The sequence below is a fragment of the Staphylococcus sp. HMSC068C09 genome, from assembly GCF_001813735.1.
Classification (GTDB): Bacteria; Bacillota; Bacilli; order Staphylococcales; family Staphylococcaceae; genus Staphylococcus; species Staphylococcus hominis.
The window spans coordinates 27,143-47,307 of sequence record NZ_KV813766.1; the positions used below are offsets into that span (position 1 = coordinate 27,143).

Sequence of the window (20,165 nt, forward strand, 5' to 3'; positions counted from 1 at the left end):
TTTTTTTTTATGCGTTTTGCATACCAGTATAAATATCCAATCGTAAAGATGGTTGCTACAATAAGTCCAGCAATACGCCAATATAATCCATCTACAAAGGTTGTTCCTGCGGCATTAGAGGCGATGACTACTGAAAAGGGATTAACGGTTGAAAACGTACTCCCAATAGAACTCGCCAAGAAAATAGACCCTACACATATAATAGAGTCATAGCCCATCGCTATAAAGATAGGTACCAACACTGGATAGAAAGCGACCGCTTCTTCTTCAATGCCACATAACGTTCCACCTAAAATCATTAAGATAGATACCATAAAGACCAGTAAAAATTCATGTCCTTTAGTTTTTTTAGTTAATGCTAATAATCCCGATTCAAAAGCACCACTCGTTTGTACGACGCCTATTAAACCACCAAGCACAAGAATAAATACCATGACATCGACAGCTTCAATCGTTCCATTTACCATACTTGTCGTAATTTGATCGGGACCCGCTGGCTTTTGTTTCAAGCGCTCGTAAGTTCCAGGAATCGATATCGGTTTATTGATAGCACCTGATTTAAATTGATTCACATCAATTTTGACACCTAATTTATCAAGTTGCTCTTGTGTCCCTGGGACTGTCGTTGTTTTATTATGTGCATCGACAATCTTAAATTCATGCGCTCCTGGCTTATAAGAAAGCTTAGAATACGCACCTGCTGGCACAATCCAAGTTGCTAACACCGCAATAATGGTTAAAATAAATAATATTGTAAATGCACCAGGCATTTTTAATCGAAACCGTTTTTTCTCTTTTTTATCAGATGCTGTATGCGATACGCGTTCACTGTGTTCCATGCTCCCCACCCCTTTAATCTTAATCACTTCAACATGTGCCACGTCATAATTACAATTGAGTCATTTTAAAATTGTTTTTTCACACTTCAAGTTTATGTCTAATGCATATGACATTCAATGATGATGTAAAGTAAATTGATTATGATTCATACTTTGGATACATCTTTTACATATGTTGAGTTGTCCATTTAAGTGCAACAACTCAACATATAAAAATAGAGTAAATAATTAATGTTCAATGGCATTAATTATTTACTCCTATTTATTTGGTTTAGTTATTAGATTTGTGATGTTTACGACGACTGAACCATACAAGTGCCCCGCCTGCAATAGCAATCACTGCTGCAATCGGAATCCAGTTTTTCTTAATGGCTTCACCTGTTGCAGGTAATGATAAATTTCCATCACTATTAAATAAACCGCTAAGTAAACCATCATCGCCTAAATGACCTAATGATAAGCCTTGTGTTGGATTAGGAATATCACTTATACCGTCAAGTAAGCTGTTTCCATTTGTTAATCCATCAAGCAAACTACTACCTGAAGGAAGATTGCCTAATAGACTTGAACCAAGATTTGAACCACTTGTGTTACCCGTAATACGATCTAATAATGATGGGCGATTTACAATTGGATCAAGAATATAATTTAATCTATTTTTGGCTTGACCTAAGCTATTTTGAAGTTGTAATAAGTCATTTGCTTTACCATTAATTGTACTTTTCACTAAATCCAAAGCATTCGCTTTATCAGATTGTACTCTTGAAATAATATCAGCTAAAGCGTTCGCTTTTGCTTGGTTTAATTTTGTTGCTAACATTGTTTCAATGGCTTGTTTACGATTAGACGTTTTATCTAAAATATCATTTAAAATATCATCACTAGACACAAGCCCATGTTGATTAAATGCTTGTTTTAAGCGATCAACAATTTGTGAATTTGTTAAATGGTCATTGGCTAATCGTTTCGCAATAGTAGCCGCTTCATTTTGACCTAAACGTGTAGATAAAATTGTTTTTAATAAATCCTCTTTATTAGTAGCTTGTTCTAACATAGATTTTAAGATGTCATCACTCGTTGTTGAAGTTAATCCATCAATTTGTTTCATAATCTGATCTGCAATTTGTTTATCAGACTGCCCTTTTGTTTTAATATTTTTCAAGATGTGTTGTGCTTCATTTTTACTAAACACGCTGTTTAATATATCTTCAGCTGCATGTTGTTTGTCAGACGCTTGTTGCAAACGATTAAGAATAATATCACGGTTATTCTCTATATTTTTACGTACAGTTTCAATGTCATTATCAATAGCTTGTTTATCTTTTTTCGCTAAATCAGCTTGATTTTGAATGTTATCACGTAAATCAGATAATTGATCTAATTTACGATTGATATATAAATGACTGGCATCATCTTTACTATTTTCAATTTTAGCAATAGCTTGATTAATTTTTTCAGTTTCTGATAATTGGTGATTCACTTTATCAAATTGATGATGTCGTACATCTGTATCTAAGTCTTGATCTTTATGCGTATTGTTTAATTTAGCTAATTCATCTAATACATGATGGTTTGAATTAGAATGTGTTGTGTCTTCTGTTGTTGGCGCTTCTTGAGTGCTAGATGATTCAGTTGTCGCCTCTTCAGTATTATTGTCATCACTTGGTAATTGGTTTGAATTGTTTTCTTTTGAACTTTCCATGTCTTTTTTAGCACTATCGATATCATTTTTAATACTATCTAATTTATCAACAATAGAAGTTTCTGATTTAGAAGAGGTTGGTTGATTTGAAGGATCCTCAGTTGTTGGTGCTTCTTTTGATGATTCTTCCGTAGTGGATTCCTCTTTCGTTACTTCATCAGTTGTGTTTTCAGAAGTATTTGATTCAGAAGACGAAGATTCATTTGATGTTGTTGCATCTTTTTGTTGACCGCTATCAACTTTATTAGATAGAGCATCTAAATCTGATACGATGTTATCTAAATCATTTGATATATTAGATGTATCATCAGCAGAAGTGTCGTGACTTGTTGTAGCTTTTTCTTCTGTTGACGCATCTTGAGTGCTAGATGATTCAGTACTATTATCCTTGTTTGAAACGTCCGTTGTGTTTTCTTGTGCTGTTGCTTTATTTTCTTTTTTCGCTTCTTTGATTATATTTTTAATTTCAGTCTGATTTTTAGCACTTTCAATATCTTCTTTATAACTTTTTAACTCAACTGCACTTAAATGTTTTAGTTGCTTAATGTCTTTTTTCGCTTTATTAATTGCATCTTGTAAATCTTTTTGAACATGTGTTGAAGTTTCAGAAGTTGCTGTTTCTGCATCTTGTGTTGCTGCAAATGCATCTTTAGTAAACCCGTAACCTACAAGTGAACTACTTAATATTAAAGCTGAACATGACACTTTTAAATACGAACTTAACTTCGACATTTTACGATTTTCGTTTTGCGTATTTTTATTCATTAATGCCACCCTTTTTTAGTGATATTCCATTTCATTATATAACATTTTACATAAAACTTGAATGTCTTATTATATTTTTATTTATTTATTTTCATCAAAGATTAAACACCATTAACTATTATATTTTTAAGCGTTTTATATTCATTTTTCGAATATTCGTTACCTCTACTGAATACTGATATTGACCTGTTAAATCAATCAGCGATAAAAACTTATTATGTCCTGCGCCTGTATCTATAGATAGTTCATTTTTATTTTTATAAATGTCGTCTTTTTTTAATCCATAGCGATAATTCGGTACATGGCCATGAACTAGATATTTATTTTTAGGAATCTGACGATTAAGCGAATGTGAATAATGCCCAGTAGTATATTCTTTAATCTGCTTATTCAAAGGTTTATTGGTATCTATTCCTGCATGTGCAAAAATATAATTACCAATCACTTCAACAGCAGATAATTCACGTAAGAACGCATGCCAACGCTTAATCTTTTTATTTTTACTATTTAACCAGCGCATTTCATGGTTACCTGCTAAAGCAATCGCACCACGTCGTTTTAACCTTTTAACTAATTTTAATGTTCCAAATGAATCCGGTCCATTATTGACATAATCCCCCATAAGTACGAGCTGATCTTTTTTGGGATTATATTTTGCTCGTTTTAAAAGTGTGGCAAGGGCTTTTCGATGTCCATGAATATCAGAAATCACAAGTAGCCTTTCTGACATGTAAATCTCTCCTTAAATGTAAATGCTTTATGTTGTAAGATTTGTTACGCAACATTGTTATTACCCTCAATTTTTAATTTAATACATGAGAGCGTAACAAAATTTTTATTCAATCCTCTACTGATGATACTGTATATCCCATTATAATGTATCAACATTAACTAACTTTAAACAATTTATTAACGTAACCTCAAAATTCTTTCTTTAATATAAATAATAGAATAGAAAAAATTTATATATTTTGGGGAATTAATTTATGAATACAAAACAAATGATGATTTTTAAAAATTTTGTTGAATTGCAGAATGAAAATGCTGTTGCTGAAAAACTGGGGATAACGCAACCAACTGTAACATTTCATCTAAAAAATTTAAATAACGAACTTGGAATACCTTTATATTTTAAAAAAGGAAAATGTTTCAATTTAACCGATGCTGGAGACTTACTTTATCGTAATTCTAATAAAATGCTAAATTTAATTGATGAAACAACAAATATGATTGAAGAATTCAAACAATCTAAACGTGGAACTTTACGCGTTGGAGCAAGCCATGCACCTATTTATAGTATTCTTCCTAGCACTTTAAAAAAATATATGCATGATTATCCAAATATTGATATTAATTTAATTGTAGATACTGCTCCTATAATACTAAATAAAATAAAAGATAGAGAGATTGATATCGGTGTTATTTCAGAAAAAGGATTCAATGAAAAAGAATTGAAAGTGAAACGTCTTCAAGAAAATCCACTTGTTATCGCAATGGATAAAAGACATCCTTTGGCTTCAAAAACAGATATTTCATTAGAAGATTTAAATGCGTATCGTTTCATTATTCATAGTAGTGGTTCAACACGAGAAAGTATTGATGATTGGCGAAAAAACAATTTTATTGATTTAAATGTTCATATGGAATCAAATAGTATTAGTAGTATATTAACCATTATTAAAGATTCTAATTATCTAAGTCTTGTAAGCCAAAGCACCTTATTCCATCATCCTAATATTATTGGTAAGTCATTAAAAGAAGGCCCACCTTCAAGCTATATCTCTATCGTTTACCGGGCAGATCATCATCTCACTTCTCTTATTCAAAACTTTATGACATTAATCTATTCTTTAAAAAATGAAAGTATTTAGACGTCAATGATATGCAAAGATCATTTATATAACCAAAGGAGTAGAAAACAATTCTTTTAGAATTCATTTTCTACTCCTTTTAATTATTTTATTAAATGTAAATTTCTTATAAATTTTATTAATAAATAACTATAAAAATGATAACATTTTTACATTATATTAATAAATTGCTATAAAAATTTGTCTATTCCTAATATAATAAAATTAAGAGAACACCGTTTTCATCAATTTTGATATGAAGGAGGCTGAGTTGATGCTTATACTTTCTATTATTTTACTAGTAGTGGGTATCATACTCATCTCTATTAGTAGCTTCGTCGCATATAGACAAGATATTGATCTTAGAGAAAAAATATATTTACCTGGCGTTTTATTTATACTCATTGGTGCAATTTGTCTTATCGGGTATTTCGTAGCTTAAGTTTATACATAAGTTATAGGGAGTATGTCAATAGATCCTAAATGAGTGTTGTCACACTCCCTGTATTTTTTCATTGGTCATTCTTTTATATATCATATATATTATCGTATTTCATTTTTTCTACCTGGTAAAAGTAAAGCGACTATAAGAGCGATGATTCCAATGGCCGCAATCATTATAAATTGTAATGTAAAATTAGATAATGGTTGAATAAGAATCATCAATAATGGCGCAATGGCTGTTCCTAAAAACAGAATAAATGTATTAACGGATAAGAAGAAACCTTGATTACGATTAACAACCATGCCTACTTTTGAAATCGTCGATGGAATCGCAAATGCAATACCTCCCACAAATATTACACTCCATATCACCAATAAAATAACATTTGTAGTGAAGCCCATTAAAGTAAGAGAAACGATACTAACAATTAATGCTCCTACAATCACTTGTTTAACTCCTATTCGCTCACTCATACGACCAGCTAATAATGAAAGTAACATTCCAATAATACCAAAGAGTTTAGCATTAATGGCTGTTGCTTCCGAGCCACCCACAATATCAGAAGTAATATAATGATTAAAGATTGTATACATACTAATAAACATGGTAAGTAAAGATAAAGAAATAAGATAACATAATATGACTATTTTATTATCTTTAAAATCTTTAAAGTTTTTAAAGAAACCTACTAGTTTGAGTTGAGGATTTTTCACTGGACTTTCTGGAATATATTTATATATAAGTACTGCTATAAAAATGTAAAGTAACGTTAATATAAAATACACCATATGCCAATTAGTATAACGTACTACAATTTCACTCAAGTTTTGGCCAATGACACCAGATAACATAAAACTTGTACTAATAAAACTAATCGCAGTCACACGTTTTACTGGGGAATACGTTTCAGTGACATAAGTAATAGATACAGGTGAAAAAGCTGCCGCGCATATACCTTGAATTGCACGAAGAATAATAAGTAGTGTGAACGAATGAATGAAGCCTATAAGTAAACATATGATGACGAGTCCAATAAGTCCAAATAAAATCGTACGAATACGTCCAAATTTTTCAGAAATTGTACCATAAAATAGACAACTTAGTGAATACGTAATTGAAAAGATCACACCATTTAGAGAGGCAACAGCATTTGAAATGCCAAAATCTTTTGCGAATACCGAGGTAAGGGGTAAAGCAGTATATAAACTTGCCATAACAATAATACCCGAAATAAAGAAAATTGTAGTCATTCGATTATAATTCATCGATGTTTCCATAATATAACTCCTTTCATAGATTTTGTCACAACAGTATTATTATGACACGTTCAATATAGTTTCTAAAGTGTACTGATTAACACTTTCTTATAAAAAGGTAATTATCTAACGCTTTTTATTGACTTTACTTACCAATAATCATATAATTTCTAGTATAAAAATTATACTTATTTTATAATAAAATAATTTAACTAAAAAAGGAGTACTTATTAATGATCTTACGTTATGCTGCAAATTTAAAACTTGCAAAAGAATTATATGATTCATCAAAACCAAAATTACAAGGTAGCCAAGAAATGATTGATACATTTAAAAATGTATTTGGTTTACCAGAAAAATCAGTTAAATTAGCAGGTACAGTAGAAGCTACTGCTGCTGCATTATTTGCTGCAAGTTTCTTAAACAAAAATATTTCTCGTTTAGGTTCTATTGCAACATTTGGCGTATTAGGCGTTGCAGCTTACAAACACTTTGAAGCTGGTCACGGTAAAGAAGGCGCACAACACGCTTTAGATTTACTTGGCTTAGCTGCTTTAAGTTTTGCTGATACATTCGGTAAAAACTAATTCAATAACTATATAAATAAAAACGTTCAGCGTGAATGCATTACACATTTATGCTGAACGTTTTTATTTAACTTTTTTTAACGCGACTTTTATACTTAGTTTAACTAATAAATATGATATAAAGGAGCGTTTAGATAATGATATTACGTTATGCTACCAATTTAAAACTCGCTAAAGATTTGTATGCCGCTTCAAAACGTAAACTTACCGGTAACCCTTATACTAAACAACTATTTACACAAGATTTTAAATTATCGGAACGTGCAATGAAATTAGCAGGTGTGATTGAGCTCATTGCATCGGGTTTGTTTGCCACAAGTGTCTTGCATAAAAATATCTCTCGCTTAGGATCACTTGTCACGTTTAGTGTATTAAGTGTTGCAGTATACAAACGCCTTGAAGCAGGTCATGGTAAGGTTGGTGCACAACATGCTTTAGATTTATTAGGTTTAGCTGCACTTAGTCTTATCGATACATTTTCTAAAAAATAATAAAGAGTACATGGGACAACGAATACCATATGAATGCTGTCCCATTCCTTTTAGTTGTATTTATTTAAAATACTTTTAGAGATATGACATAATGATATATCTTCAGGATGTTTATCTAATCTATCTTGATGTTCATCTGCACTTTTAACATAACTTTCTAAAGGAAGTACTTCTACAACGATTTTATCTCTATCTGAACGTTGTTGAATGAATTGTTGTGCTTCTTTAAGATGGCTCTCATTTTCACTATAAACACCTGTACGATATTTAGGTCCTTTATCTACGCCTTGCTTATTCAGACTGTATGGGTCTATGATTTCAAATAAATAATGCATTAAATCATGAATTGAAGTGATATCAGGATTAAAAACTGTTTTGACGCATTCTACATAGCCATCATATTCATCATCAAGTCGCTGCGTCGTTCCATTCGCACGTCCTGCTTCAGTAGCCATAACACCTGGCAATGTTTTAATAAATGCTTGTACACCCCACAAACATCCTCCAGCTAGATATACTGTTTCCAATGTATCACTCCTATTTTTATAATTCTTTTACTAAATTATACCAAGCTACATTTGCATGAGTAGAATCTGATAATCCTTCATTAATATATCCATGCGATTCATAAAAACTTACTAAAGTATCGCGACAAGTGAGAGTGACTCCGAAACGTGCATGTTGCCTTGCTATATTCTCAAAATAATTTAACAGTTGTCCTGCAATGCCTTGATGTTGAAAATCTTTCGCTACAACTAAACCGAGTACACTTAAATAACCACCTATATTGGGGTTGGGTCTAATCGATGCAAATAAATCATCTGTAATACACTTATTCGAAATAACTGGACCATTAATATAACCAACGATTTGATTGTTTTCTTCTGCAACAATAAACGTATCCGGAATGATTTCAATACGCTGTTTTAAAGCTTTAGTTGTTGCTGCTTCTTCTTTAGTAAACCCTTCATTTTCTAATTGAATTAAACGTTCTAAATCATCTGCCACTACATTTCGAAAATTCATCTTCTACATCCTTTCAATGTCATAATATAGTTTTATTTAATAGCGATTTATCCTATCAACTTTTAAGTGTATGACAAATCTGTCATATAGATGATAGGAAATATTAAGGTTGTTTTTTTACGAATATGTTAGTTTATAAATGTACATAGTTATGATTATTTTTGAAAAATAAAATCATTATCTTTATGTATATAGAATGATCATTACTAAGAACTAACTACCTTTGACTATACATCATTTTAAATAGGTATTTGGTACAACACTTATAGCATCTTCATTTATTTTTTCTCAAGGTCACGCATTTACATCCTAGCAGAATATTGATTAACAATATAATGATCATATACCTCATCAGTCTATTGCTTCAGAGAACGATACTAATTAATCATGACCAAAACGAATGACTCATTACACCTAGAAATGATTACAACATAAATCAGGGTATTAACTATAACATGAATTACATTCCCGTCATCCGTTAGAATCAACACACATGTTTTTATAATGTTTCAGCCCCACAGTGAAATCTATCTGAAGACAAGTATCGGTTTCAATAGTCTTGTAGAGGAAAATGGATGAAGTAAAGACACCTTAGAAAATAATGACAACGATTTTAATAGTTATGTTGAAAAACAGAACTTAATGAAACAGCGAACAACGACGATTCAACTCCATGATACTAAATTAAATGCTATTCAAACAACACGTTATTCTGACAACACGATTTATGTATCGAATCACACATCAATGAACCGCCGCATTATTTAAAAACAGAACCTACACTTAGTTATCATCATTCACAACCCTTAAATAACGTTACATATTCTTTAGTAACGCCCCTTACTAAAGAATATGACACTAATACTTCAAAATATAATGATTTTAGCATATTCACTCTTATACTAGCCTTAGAAGTATTAGCTTTAGACGCGTTATTCCTAAAAAACATTAACTGTATTTTTCTAAGTATCTGTTACTAATACTGTAACAACATTTCTTTCATGCATAGCAAAAGAGCTATTGTCCAGTTTTCTAAGTCCTGGCAATAGCTCTATTTATTTATAAAAACGTTTAAATTATATCTTCTATTACACAATACGTTTACGAATAGCTCCCGAGATAAAGTCAACAATGGCTACCATAATAACTAATCCGATTAATATAATACCTACGCGATCCCATGAACGTGTTTGAAGTGCAAAGATAAGTGGTGTACCAATACCACCAGCACCGATTAAACCTAAAATAGATGCTGAACGTAAGTTTAATTCAAAACGATATAAAATAAGGGATAAGAATGAAGGTAAAATTTGAGGAATCACCGCAAAGACAAGTGTTTTAGTTTTATTCGCACCACTTGCTTTTAAAGCCTCGGCTGAAGAGAAGTCTAAACTTTCAATATCCTCTATAAATAATTTACCTAACATCCCTACTGAATGAATACCTAATGCAAGTACCCCTGAAAATGAACCAGGACCTACTGCTTTTATAAAAATTAACGCCATAACAATTTCAGGGAATACACGAATGACACTAAGAATGAATTTAGTAATCCCTGTGACTGGTCGAACTTTTACTAAATTACGTGCACCTAAAAATGCGAATGGTATACAAATCACTGCTGCGATAAATGTACCAATAACAGCAATGGCAAACGTTTCAAGTAAACCACGAAGCAAATCTTCTCCAGCTGGAATATAAACGTAATCCCAATCGGGGTGGAATAATCCATTAAAAATAGATTTAAGAATTTCAATTGATTTAGATTTTAATTCTAAAGCAGGCATACCTGCAAAACCCCAAACAATGATAGCTAAAACAACAATGGTAATCAGCCAATGTTTAATCATTCTTTGTTTGTGTTCCTTTGATCTCACTGGATATTTCTTTTCTAACTGATGCTGTTCTTGTGTCATGCGAGTCTTTCCCTCACTTTCGAGCTGACATAGTCAATAATGACAACAATGACTAAAGTGAACAGAATAATCATCGCTGTTTTTGGATATTGGAATAATCCTAAAGTTGAGTCGTAGAATAAACCGATACCACCAGCACCTACTAATCCAAGAACTGCTGAGGCACGAATATTAATCTCAAATGCAAATAATACATATGATAAAAATGTAGACATTGTTTGTGGAACTACTCCAAACATAATCCATTTTATTTTATTTGCACCTACGGCCGTCATCGCTTCCATTGGACCTGGATCAATTGTTTCAAGCGATTCATAGAACAATTTCGCAATAACACATATTGTTAAAATAAATAATGCCAATACCCCTGGAATTTGTCCGATACCAAAAACTGCAACAAAGACAGCAGCTAATAATAAATCAGGAATGGTACGTACAATATTTAAAATAAAACGTGATGGAATCGTAATCCACTTTGTTTTTACAATATTACTTGCACAGAGCAATGCAACTGGAATTGATACGATGGATCCTAAGAATGTTCCTACAATCGCCATGCGAATTGTGTCTAACATAGGTTTTGTAATGGTACTTAAGTAACTCCAATCTGGTGGAACCATTTGTCCAAAGAAAGAACCGATTTGTGGAATCCCTACCATTAAGTCACTAAAGTTAAAGCCAGTGTATAAAAAACTCCACACGACGAGCGCAATCACTAAAAATAGGGTTAAACTAGTTTTGAAAGAGAATTTTTTATTTAAATATTGATCATATTTACCTGTAGTAGGTGTTGCCATATTACTCCACCCCTAGCTTCTCATCGTCATTAAGTTTACGACCATAAATTTCATTAAATACATCTTCATTCGCTTCACTTGCTGGACCATCATAAACCAGTTCTCCTGCACGTAAACCAATAATACGTGTTCCATATTCTAAAGCTAAATCAACAAAATGTAGGTTAATTAAAATGGTAATGCCTAATTCTTCATTGATTTTTTTCAAGTCATCCATAACTTGTTTAGTAGTGAGGGGGTCTAAAGATGCAACAGGCTCATCTGCTAAAATAATCGCTGGCTCTTGCGCTAAGGCGCGTGCAATTGAAATACGTTGCTGTTGACCTCCAGACAGTTCATCTGAACGTTGGTCATATTTATCCAAAATATTCACACGTTCTAACGCATCCATTGCTTTAATTTTGTCTTCTTTTGGAAATAATCCTAATATCATTTTCCAAGTTGGATGATAACCGACACGACCACTTAATACATTTCTCAACACAGTAGATCGTTTGACTAAATTAAAATGTTGGAAAATCATTCCTATATTACGACGCATCATTAATAATTCTTTACCTTTCGCTTTCGTAATCGATTTACCTTCAATTGTAATATCTCCCGAAGTAATATCATGTAGACGATTAACAGATCGTAATAATGTAGATTTCCCCGCACCTGATAAACCTACGATAACAGCAAAGTCACCTTTTTCAATGTTTAAATTGATATCTTTTAACCCCACATGACCATTAGGATAAATCTTGCTCACATTTTTAAACTCTATCTGACTCATGTATGTTTACACCCTTCTTTTTAATACAGAGAAAGAGGTCGGGACAAGATCATAAGAAATGATATATGCATTTCTTATATGACTCAATTGCCCTAGCCTCTTCTCTTTATCACTTATTTAGTTCTATCTATGTGAAAATTATTTCATATTTTGAACTTCTTTTTCGTATTTTCTTACGATATCGAAGTCTGAGTCTTTAGCATCTGTATAGCCTTCGTGAGAGTATACTTCACTAATAATTTTATGTCCTTCTTTTGTTTTAGAGATGTCTTTAAATGCTTTTTTAAGTTTATCTTGGAAGTCTTTGTTCATATCAGGACGAACTGAAATCGTATCGTTAGGAATTGGTTTTGTTAGTTTAAGAATTTTAGTATCTTTAAATACGTTGGGTTGATCTTTTTTAACAATGTTACGTGCATCTTGGAATACAGCTGCAGCGTCAACATCGCCATTTAATAATGAAATCACAGCTTGGTCATGACCTTTCATGTTTACGATTTTCATATCTTTAGTAGCGTCAATACCAGTATCTTTTTTAATTGTTGCAATTGGGAATGTGTAACCTGCTGTTGAAGTTACATCTTGTAATGCGATTTTTTTACCTTTAAATCTTTTAAGCTATTAATACCTGAATTCTTTTTAACTAAGATTTCTGATTTATAATCTTTTACAAGTTTTTTGTTACTAGAACCATCTTCATTCACACCATAACGTTGTGCTTGTAATAATAAATCAGCTGCTTTTTGATCATGTGCTAAAGTGTAAGCAGTTGGTGGTAAGAAACCAACATCTACTTTTTTAGATTTCATTGCTTCAACAATTGTATTGTAATTTGTTGATACAGAAACTTTTACTGGAATACCTAATTTCTTAGATAATAATTTTTCAAGCGGTTTTGCTTTTGCTTCAAGTGTATCTGCATTTTGTGATGGTACGAATTGTACAGTTAATTCTTTAGGTGTGTAGCCATCTTTACTTGAACCTGATCCACCATCCGAATTACTACTTTTATTATTGTCTAACGAGCTATTATTTCCACATGCTGCTGCAAAAATAATAACTGATAGCGCTAATACTAAAAGGTACTTCAATTGCTTCATAACATATTGCCCCCGTTCGCTATGTATACATTCATTTAATTTGTCAACGCATTTCATTTGACAATACTAAGAGTAGCACAATATTAACAAAAATAATATTCATTATGTGTGAATTTTTTATAGAATTGTTTTACACTGTTAAAGAATTGTAAAATTTATTTAAACATTCTCTAAATAATCTATTATCAACTTATTTTTTTATTATACTTTTTCTATAAATCATTTAAAAATATATTTGGGAGATAAAAATATGAAATGGATAAAAGTATTAAGTAGTACTATTTTAGCTTCAGCAATTACATTATCTGCAACGCCAATCAGTCATGCTGCACCAAATCAAACTACCACTCAAACTGTCGCTTTTGACGCTTCACACGGCCAAACGGCAGGAGCTGCTGATTGGGTCATTGATGGTGGTTTTTCCGATTATGCTGATTCAATGCGTCAACAAGGCTATACTGTGAAACAAATCGATGGAGAATCTAATATTACACCTAATACACTACGTGGCATCAATATTCTCGTTCTTCCAGAAGCCAATATTCCTTTTAAAAAGAGAGAGCAACAAGCTATGCTTAATTTTGTTGAAAAAGGTGGCAATATCATCTTTATCGCTGATCATTATAATGCCGACAGAAACTTAAATCGTTTCGATTCTTCAGAAGTGATGAATGGTTATCGTCGTGGTGCATATCAAGATATCACCAAAGATTTAACAAATGAGGAAAAACATTCTAAAGCTATGCGCAATGTTAAAAGTTCAGATTGGCTTTCTGAACACTTCGGCGTACGTTTCCGTTACAACGCTTTAGGTGATTTAAACACTCAAAATATTGTGTCATCTAGTGACAGCTTTGGTATTACTGAAGGTGTACATTCTGTATCAATGCATGCTGGTTCAACTCTTGTAATTACAGATCCTACAAAAGCAAAAGGTATCATTTTCTTACCAGAACACTTATCTCAAAAACAACGTTGGTCTCATGCAGTCGATCAAGGTATTTACAATAGCGGTGGTATAGCAGAGGGTCCTTATGTTGCTATCTCAAAAGTAGGTAAAGGAAAGGCAGCCTTCATTGGAGATTCATCATTAGTCGAAGATAGTACACCTAAATATGTACGTGAAGATAATGGAAGAACTAAGAAAACGTATGATGGATTTAAAGAACAAGATAATAGTAAATTACTTAAAAATATTACAACTTGGTTTGGAAAACAAGATAATACACCGAATTTAAAAGAAACAGGTATTAAGTTAGATCAACCTACGCCACTTCTTAATTTTGAACAACCACAATATTCAACTGAACCTGAAAAAGAACCATGGTCACAACCACCTTCTGGATATAAATGGTATGATCGTTCAACATTTAAACTAGGTAGTTATGGCAGTACATCATCACAACTAAATAGTAATCATAAAAATCATGGTAGCCATAATGGTAATAACAAAGCGAATAGTACAGAAGATAATACGACTGAAAATAATCATTCACAAGAGGATACAAATACATCACAGTCTTCTCAAGATACAACTACTTCTAATTCAATGATTTCTAGCAATAATATTCAATTCCATTTACCAGATAATGTATCAGTAAATCAACCATTTAATATTCAAGTTGAATTAACAAACATGGCTAAAAACACAACTATTGATCATTTAAAATTAGGTGTTTATCAAGATGGTGGTAGACAGCTTGCAAGTTTTTCTCAAGATGGGCAAAATTATGATACGGTAGGCTATAGTCAAGAACAAAGTGTAACCACTGACGACCAAGGTAACGCAACGTTAACTTTTACAGCTAAAACATCTGAATCTATTTCAGGTGCGAATATTCGTTTAAAACAAGGTAGTAAAACACTTGCTACAGGTTCAATTCAATAATTTATAATAGTAATACAACACATAAGAGATAATAAAGGTATGTGGCGTTCAATAAACTACTTCCCTTTTTTATCTCTTTATTTATGAAAGGAAATGACCTATGACACAACTCTCTTTTTATATCGTAAGTGATATACACGGCTATATTTTTCCCACTGACTTTTCAAAAAGAAACCAAAATCTTCCTATGGGATTATTAAAAGTAAATCAACTTATCGAACAAGAACGTCAACAAGATGACTATAGTTTTAAAATTGATAATGGTGATTTTTTACAAGGTTCTCCTTTATGCCATTACCTAGCAACTGAAGAACAATCAAGTCAACCTCTTACGGATATTTATAATTGTCTTAATTTTGACTTTGGTACATTAGGTAATCATGAATTTAATTATGGATTACCTTATTTACAAAATACTTTAAACCATCTTCATCATCCTATCTTGTGTGCAAATATTTTTGATTACAATAACGCACCTTTGACTGGTCAAGGCGTAAGTTATTTTAAACGTGGCGAGATAACTATTGGCGTCATTGGATTAACAACACAATTCATTCCAAATTGGGAACAACCTGCCCATATTAAAGGATTAACGTTCAACAGTGCAGTTGAAACATTAAAATGTATTTTACCAGACGTTCGTAAAAAATCAGATGTTGTCGTTGTGTCTTATCATGGCGGTTTTGAAAAAAGTCTTGATACTGATATACCTACTGAAGAATTAACTGGAGAAAATGAAGGATTTGACATACTAGAACGTTTCCATAAAGATATTGACGTGCTTATAACAGGACACCAACATCGTGATATTGCAATGATAAAAAATGACACCGCTATTATCCAACCAGGTACACGAGGTACAAAATTTGGTAAGGTGACATTAACTTTAGATCATGAACATCAAATTACAGATAAACAGAGCACTCTTGTATCTGTGCCCTCTCATCTTTCATTAACATTATCTAACAACGATCATTCACTTTTAAATGAACTTGAAGATTGGCTTGATACGGACATTACAACATTATCAGAACCAATGCTAGTCACTCATCAATTCGAAGCTCGAACGCACCCTCATTCACTTATTAATCTGATAAATTATATTCTGTTAGAAAAAAGTGGTGCAGATATAGCAAGCACTGCACTATTTGATTCAGCTAAAGGCTTTAATCAACAAGTCACAATGCGAGATATCATTAATAACTATCCTTTTCCTAACACATTCCAAGTTTTAGAACTTAATGGCAAAGGAATTAAAGCCGCTTTAGAAAAATCAGCAAGTTATTTTAGTGTAAATGACAATAATGAAATCACTGTCAGTGACACATTTTTATCTCCAAAACCTCAACATTTTAATTATGATATGTATGGAGGAATCTCTTATACCATTCATGCTAGTGCACCTATAGGACAACGTGTTTCAGATATTAAAGTCGGCGATTCACCTTTAGAAGACACAAAAACGTATACCATATGTGTGAACAACTATCGTGCAGTTGGAGGCGGAGATTATAAAATGTTTGCAGAAGCGCCAGTCGTTAAAGATATTCAAGAAGAAGGCGCACAAGTACTAATTGATTATATGACGCACCACGATTTATCTCGTATTCCTCAAGTTGTCGATTTTAAGGTTGTTCTTTAACATTCACTTTACATTTTATGGTGTAAAATATAGTTGACTACTATTGAAAGGATTGAGAAACTTGAGTGAATTTTTAGCAGCAATCGTAGGTGGTGTTTTCGCACTTATTGGAACATTTTTAGGTATTAAATATCAATTTACAAAACAACAAGCGGAAAAAAAGGAAGATTATAAAAATGACATCATGAGTATGATTGACCTAACCGCCTATAAAGCCTCAAAAATATGTAAGGTTGACTTAGGTGAAAAAGGCGCAAAATATAATAAACAACAAACATTAGAATATTGTGAAGATATTACCCAATTATTTAACAAACTAGATCATCAAATCCAAGAGTTGTTAGGGACAATGAGCCATCACGAGGAAGAAGCCAATGCACCTATTCGTGCGTTATTAAATTGTTATGAAACACTTGAAAGTTATATCTCTAAATTTTCTATAGCTGCTCGTATTTATGGAGATTATTTTGAAAAAAGTGATTTCGACCGTACAATCATTGTGAAAACGAAAGATAAATTAGATAAAAACATTTCACATTTCATCAATGATTTACGTCAATTTTCTAAAAATCATTTTAATCACGAAATGTATGAACCAACATTAAAAGTTAAACCTGAATAGCAAATAAGCGTTCTAAATTGAAAAAGTCCAATTTAGAACGCTTTTTATTAGTGATTAAACGTTATATGTTTTTTTTCATAAAAATGATTAATTGTATTAATTATAATTCCTAAGATAATGATCCCGCCTGATACAAATGTAATCGTAAGATATGGGAATCCCATTGATAATAGTATTGATCCCACGATTGCACCTAAAAAGTTTGCAATATTAAAGACTGAAGCTGCAAGTGTACTTGCAAGTAACGGTGCCTCATGTGCACTTAAAATCACTTTACTATTTAATAGAGGCGTTGTACCGAAAGTGCCGAAACCAAATAAGAAACAAATAATAATTGCTAAAATCGCACTATGCACTGCTGTTACAAATAAAACAATCGTTATAAAAAGTAACACAAAGGTATAGAACAAGTACTGGGTAAGTTTATGTTCTGGTACATTACCTGTAAGCAAGTTACCAACCACACCGCCAAGGCCAAACATAAATAAACATACAGTTAAACCAACAATTCCAAATGGTGCATATTTATGAATCATTGGCTCCATAAACGTATAAGTTGTGAATACGCCTGAATAACCAAAGACAATAATTGCCATTACAATTAAGATATGTGGATTTTTAAATAGTTTTAATTCTTTTTTCACACTCGCTTCTGTACTCAAAGCGACATGAGGTACAAACTTCATCATTCCTAACATAGTAATGACAGCTAACAAAATCATGACGCCAAAGACAAAGCGCCAATTCGCAAATCCACCTAAAAATGAACCGAATGGCACGCCAATCATCACTGCAATTGTTAATCCAGCTTGAACTAGAGCAATCGCTTGTGGTTTTTTACCCTGTGGCGCGACGGCTGCCGCCACACTCATACATACGCCAAAGAACGGTGCGTGCATAGAGGCTGACAATAATCGAGATAACAGTAGTATTGGAAAATTCGGTGCTAACATCCCTATTATATTACTTATAATAAAAATGGCCATCAATACTGGGAGTAAACGTTGTGCGCGTACTTTTAAAGTAAATATACGCATTAACGGACCGATTAATGCGACACTAATAGCATACACACTAATAAGTAACCCTGCACTCGAAATAGATACTTTCATATCTCCTGCAATTTGAGTCAATAATCCTGTAACAACATATTCTGCCATTCCAACTGTAAATGTACCTAACATAAATATGAAGAACATCATTCTGTTATCTTTCATTATTGTTTCCTCCTTTTTCTCTCTAAAAATCATATGAAAGATATACTACACAAAATCACATTCTCTGTGAAGAGGTTTTTTTAAATTTTTTATTTCTCAAAAATATAGTAATGACAAGTTTTCATATTTTTTCATTATGTTAAAATTAAGACAACTTCAAAAGACTTAACTAACGTTTTATATAACCTAATTTCTATTAATATATGTATTTATATTCAATGTACTGAATATTGTATTTTATAAAATATTTTTCCTCGGTTGACGATGAATTAACATTAATGCCACAACAACGCATAAACCTCCTAAAATTAAATGAAACGTGAAGGGCTCTCTTAACCCTATAATTGAAAATAGTGTCGAAAATAGTGGTACTAAAAATAAGAAACTACTCGCCGTAGTTGCCCCTCGTTGGCTTAAGCTATAAAACCATAATCCAAATGAACCTACAGAAGCTGGAATAATAAGCCAAAAGAACCATATCCATCCCCAATGATTAAGAGAACTAAATGTATAATGTTCTTTTAAAACGAGACTCATTATCAGCATAAACATACCACCGAATAATAGTTGCCATCCTGTTAAAACCCAGGGCCCTTTATCAAACACTACCTTTTTTGTCACTATTGTATTGATTGACCAACATAATGAACCAGCTAGTGCAAAAAGCGTTCCCCATCCAAATAATGTTTCATCTAATCCGAGACATAATCCTACTCCAAACACACCAAGTATAAGTGAAGTAATTTTAATTTTTGTTAACCTTTCATCTAAAATAAAATGGGCTAAAAAGGCCAGCCATAGCGGGTTCGTAAATAATAGAATAGATGATATAGAAGAAGACACGCCAAATGCCATTGCAAAATTTAATAATCCCATCGTCCCTGCTGTTTGTAAAAATCCAATAACGAACACTAATATAAATCCTTTATAACTATTCCCTTTACTTGTGGGTAGAATGCCCCTTTCCCCATTTCTCATAAATGTAAGGATTAACATCATACATCCTGCGATAACAAATCGCCATCCACCAAGAAGCATAGGTGGAACATGTTCATTTGAAATTAAATATTTGCCAGTTGGAAAAGATGATCCCATAAAAATAGTCGTAAAAAGAATGGACATATAAAATGTTATTGAAGTATTTAAATGTTTTTTCACTGCTGTTGTCTCCCTATTTTTAATTAAAGATAATTGAGATATATTTTGTCTTTAAATACAATTATATAGTAACTACTTTATTTTTTAAA

18 protein-coding genes and 2 pseudogenes are annotated in these 20,165 nt (G+C 32.1%); 8 read left to right on the forward strand and 12 right to left on the reverse strand.

What is annotated here, in order from left to right; all coding sequences use genetic code 11:
• The 3 genes and pseudogenes from HMPREF2930_RS08785 to HMPREF2930_RS08795 form a co-directional block, all read right to left on the reverse strand.
• Nucleotides 1-839, reverse strand: a pseudogene (locus HMPREF2930_RS08785) (YfcC family protein); the annotation flags it as partial.
• 271 nt (nucleotides 840-1,110) lie between these two features.
• On the reverse strand, nucleotides 1,111-3,306 hold the full coding sequence (locus HMPREF2930_RS08790) for an LPXTG cell wall anchor domain-containing protein (RefSeq protein WP_037541717.1): 2,196 nt from the start codon (nucleotides 3,304-3,306) through the stop codon (nucleotides 1,111-1,113).
• A 118-nt stretch (nucleotides 3,307-3,424) separates the two neighbouring features.
• A complete protein-coding gene (locus tag HMPREF2930_RS08795; RefSeq protein WP_037541724.1) occupies nucleotides 3,425-4,036 on the reverse strand; it encodes a metallophosphoesterase in 612 nt (203 codons plus the stop codon).
• 256 nt (nucleotides 4,037-4,292) lie between these two features.
• On the opposite strand from HMPREF2930_RS08795, the gene HMPREF2930_RS08800 reads away from it, so the two are divergent.
• Both HMPREF2930_RS08800 and HMPREF2930_RS11575 read left to right on the forward strand, forming a co-directional pair.
• A complete protein-coding gene (locus tag HMPREF2930_RS08800; RefSeq protein ID WP_017175490.1) occupies nucleotides 4,293-5,177 on the forward strand; it encodes a LysR family transcriptional regulator in 885 nt (294 codons plus the stop codon).
• Between the two features lie 253 nt (nucleotides 5,178-5,430).
• Nucleotides 5,431-5,598 carry a hypothetical protein gene (locus HMPREF2930_RS11575; protein WP_017175491.1) on the forward strand — a complete coding sequence of 56 codons (168 nt, stop codon included), beginning with the start codon at nucleotides 5,431-5,433 and terminating at the stop codon, nucleotides 5,596-5,598.
• Between the two features lie 101 nt (nucleotides 5,599-5,699).
• On the opposite strand, the gene HMPREF2930_RS08805 is transcribed toward HMPREF2930_RS11575, so the two are convergent.
• A complete protein-coding gene (locus HMPREF2930_RS08805) occupies nucleotides 5,700-6,878 on the reverse strand; it encodes an MFS transporter (protein ID WP_037541726.1) in 1,179 nt (392 codons plus the stop codon).
• 212 nt (nucleotides 6,879-7,090) lie between these two features.
• Here HMPREF2930_RS08805 and HMPREF2930_RS08810 point away from each other — a divergent pair, with 212 nt between their 5' ends.
• Nucleotides 7,091-7,444, forward strand: a complete 354-nt coding sequence (locus tag HMPREF2930_RS08810; protein WP_002449545.1) for a DoxX family protein — start codon at nucleotides 7,091-7,093, stop codon at nucleotides 7,442-7,444.
• 137 nt (nucleotides 7,445-7,581) lie between these two features.
• A complete protein-coding gene (locus HMPREF2930_RS08815) occupies nucleotides 7,582-7,935 on the forward strand; it encodes a hypothetical protein (RefSeq protein ID WP_017175493.1) in 354 nt (117 codons plus the stop codon).
• Nucleotides 7,936-7,985: 50 nt separating this feature from the next.
• Here the strand turns inward: HMPREF2930_RS08815 and HMPREF2930_RS08820 are convergent, their stop codons facing one another.
• The gene (locus HMPREF2930_RS08820) at nucleotides 7,986-8,462 is read right to left on the reverse strand and encodes a peptide-methionine (S)-S-oxide reductase (RefSeq protein WP_017175494.1); all 477 of its coding nucleotides are present in this window, start codon (nucleotides 8,460-8,462) and stop codon (nucleotides 7,986-7,988) included.
• Between the two features lie 16 nt (nucleotides 8,463-8,478).
• Nucleotides 8,479-8,961 carry a GNAT family N-acetyltransferase gene (locus HMPREF2930_RS08825; RefSeq protein WP_017175495.1) on the reverse strand — a complete coding sequence of 161 codons (483 nt, stop codon included), beginning with the start codon at nucleotides 8,959-8,961 and terminating at the stop codon, nucleotides 8,479-8,481.
• Nucleotides 8,962-9,603: 642 nt separating this feature from the next.
• On the opposite strand from HMPREF2930_RS08825, the gene HMPREF2930_RS11800 reads away from it, so the two are divergent.
• A complete protein-coding gene (locus tag HMPREF2930_RS11800; RefSeq protein WP_255200576.1) occupies nucleotides 9,604-9,729 on the forward strand; it encodes a hypothetical protein in 126 nt (41 codons plus the stop codon).
• Between the two features lie 320 nt (nucleotides 9,730-10,049).
• Here HMPREF2930_RS11800 and phnE (HMPREF2930_RS08830) read toward each other — a convergent pair whose 3' ends face one another.
• The 4 genes and pseudogenes from phnE (HMPREF2930_RS08830) to HMPREF2930_RS08845 form a co-directional block, all read right to left on the reverse strand.
• Entirely contained in the window at nucleotides 10,050-10,877 is an 828-nt protein-coding gene (gene phnE, locus HMPREF2930_RS08830; protein WP_017175496.1) for a phosphonate ABC transporter, permease protein PhnE, read from the reverse strand.
• Nucleotides 10,874-11,674, reverse strand: a complete 801-nt coding sequence (gene phnE, locus HMPREF2930_RS08835; RefSeq protein ID WP_017175497.1) for a phosphonate ABC transporter, permease protein PhnE — start codon at nucleotides 11,672-11,674, stop codon at nucleotides 10,874-10,876. Before phnE (HMPREF2930_RS08835) ends, phnE (HMPREF2930_RS08830) begins: the two co-directional genes overlap by 4 nt.
• Nucleotide 11,675: 1 nt before the next feature.
• Nucleotides 11,676-12,449: a phosphonate ABC transporter ATP-binding protein gene (phnC, locus tag HMPREF2930_RS08840; protein WP_002449541.1), complete on the reverse strand. Its 774-nt coding sequence runs from the start codon at nucleotides 12,447-12,449 to the stop codon at nucleotides 11,676-11,678.
• Between the two features lie 138 nt (nucleotides 12,450-12,587).
• Nucleotides 12,588-13,549: pseudogene (locus HMPREF2930_RS08845) on the reverse strand (phosphate/phosphite/phosphonate ABC transporter substrate-binding protein).
• A 250-nt stretch (nucleotides 13,550-13,799) separates the two neighbouring features.
• Here HMPREF2930_RS08845 and HMPREF2930_RS08850 point away from each other — a divergent pair.
• From HMPREF2930_RS08850 to HMPREF2930_RS08860, 3 genes are all read left to right on the forward strand, one after another.
• Nucleotides 13,800-15,437, forward strand: a complete 1,638-nt coding sequence (locus tag HMPREF2930_RS08850) for a motility-associated ABC transporter substrate-binding family protein (protein ID WP_017175499.1) — start codon at nucleotides 13,800-13,802, stop codon at nucleotides 15,435-15,437.
• A 100-nt stretch (nucleotides 15,438-15,537) separates the two neighbouring features.
• Entirely contained in the window at nucleotides 15,538-17,079 is a 1,542-nt protein-coding gene (locus HMPREF2930_RS08855; RefSeq protein ID WP_017175500.1) for a bifunctional metallophosphatase/5'-nucleotidase, read from the forward strand.
• A 61-nt stretch (nucleotides 17,080-17,140) separates the two neighbouring features.
• Nucleotides 17,141-17,701 (forward strand): hypothetical protein, encoded by a 561-nt coding sequence (locus tag HMPREF2930_RS08860; RefSeq protein WP_017175501.1) that lies wholly within the window; start codon nucleotides 17,141-17,143, stop codon nucleotides 17,699-17,701.
• Nucleotides 17,702-17,748: 47 nt separating this feature from the next.
• Here the strand turns inward: HMPREF2930_RS08860 and HMPREF2930_RS08865 are convergent, their stop codons facing one another.
• Together HMPREF2930_RS08865 and HMPREF2930_RS08870 are read right to left on the reverse strand one after the other, a co-directional pair.
• Nucleotides 17,749-18,918, reverse strand: coding sequence for an MFS transporter (locus HMPREF2930_RS08865; protein ID WP_017175502.1), 1,170 nt, complete (start codon nucleotides 18,916-18,918; stop codon nucleotides 17,749-17,751).
• Nucleotides 18,919-19,155: 237 nt separating this feature from the next.
• Entirely contained in the window at nucleotides 19,156-20,076 is a 921-nt protein-coding gene (locus HMPREF2930_RS08870) for a DMT family transporter (RefSeq protein ID WP_017175503.1), read from the reverse strand.
• Nucleotides 20,077-20,165: the final 89 nt, after the last annotated feature.

Coding starts and splice junctions, on each gene's coding strand:
- HMPREF2930_RS08790 (WP_037541717.1), bottom strand. CDS start 3,306: ATGAATAAAAATACGCAAAACGAAAATCGTAAAATGTCGAAGTTAAGT.
- HMPREF2930_RS08795 (WP_037541724.1), bottom strand. CDS start 4,036: ATGTCAGAAAGGCTACTTGTGATTTCTGATATTCATGGACATCGAAAA.
- HMPREF2930_RS08800 (WP_017175490.1), top strand. CDS start 4,293: ATGAATACAAAACAAATGATGATTTTTAAAAATTTTGTTGAATTGCAG.
- HMPREF2930_RS11575 (WP_017175491.1), top strand. CDS start 5,431: ATGCTTATACTTTCTATTATTTTACTAGTAGTGGGTATCATACTCATC.
- HMPREF2930_RS08805 (WP_037541726.1), bottom strand. CDS start 6,878: ATGGAAACATCGATGAATTATAATCGAATGACTACAATTTTCTTTATT.
- HMPREF2930_RS08810 (WP_002449545.1), top strand. CDS start 7,091: ATGATCTTACGTTATGCTGCAAATTTAAAACTTGCAAAAGAATTATAT.
- HMPREF2930_RS08815 (WP_017175493.1), top strand. CDS start 7,582: ATGATATTACGTTATGCTACCAATTTAAAACTCGCTAAAGATTTGTAT.
- HMPREF2930_RS08825 (WP_017175495.1), bottom strand. CDS start 8,961: ATGAATTTTCGAAATGTAGTGGCAGATGATTTAGAACGTTTAATTCAA.
- HMPREF2930_RS11800 (WP_255200576.1), top strand. CDS start 9,604: ATGAAACAGCGAACAACGACGATTCAACTCCATGATACTAAATTAAAT.
- phnE (WP_017175496.1), bottom strand. CDS start 10,877: ATGACACAAGAACAGCATCAGTTAGAAAAGAAATATCCAGTGAGATCA.
- phnE (WP_017175497.1), bottom strand. CDS start 11,674: ATGGCAACACCTACTACAGGTAAATATGATCAATATTTAAATAAAAAA.
- phnC (WP_002449541.1), bottom strand. CDS start 12,449: ATGAGTCAGATAGAGTTTAAAAATGTGAGCAAGATTTATCCTAATGGT.
- HMPREF2930_RS08850 (WP_017175499.1), top strand. CDS start 13,800: ATGAAATGGATAAAAGTATTAAGTAGTACTATTTTAGCTTCAGCAATT.
- HMPREF2930_RS08855 (WP_017175500.1), top strand. CDS start 15,538: ATGACACAACTCTCTTTTTATATCGTAAGTGATATACACGGCTATATT.
- HMPREF2930_RS08865 (WP_017175502.1), bottom strand. CDS start 18,918: ATGAAAGATAACAGAATGATGTTCTTCATATTTATGTTAGGTACATTT.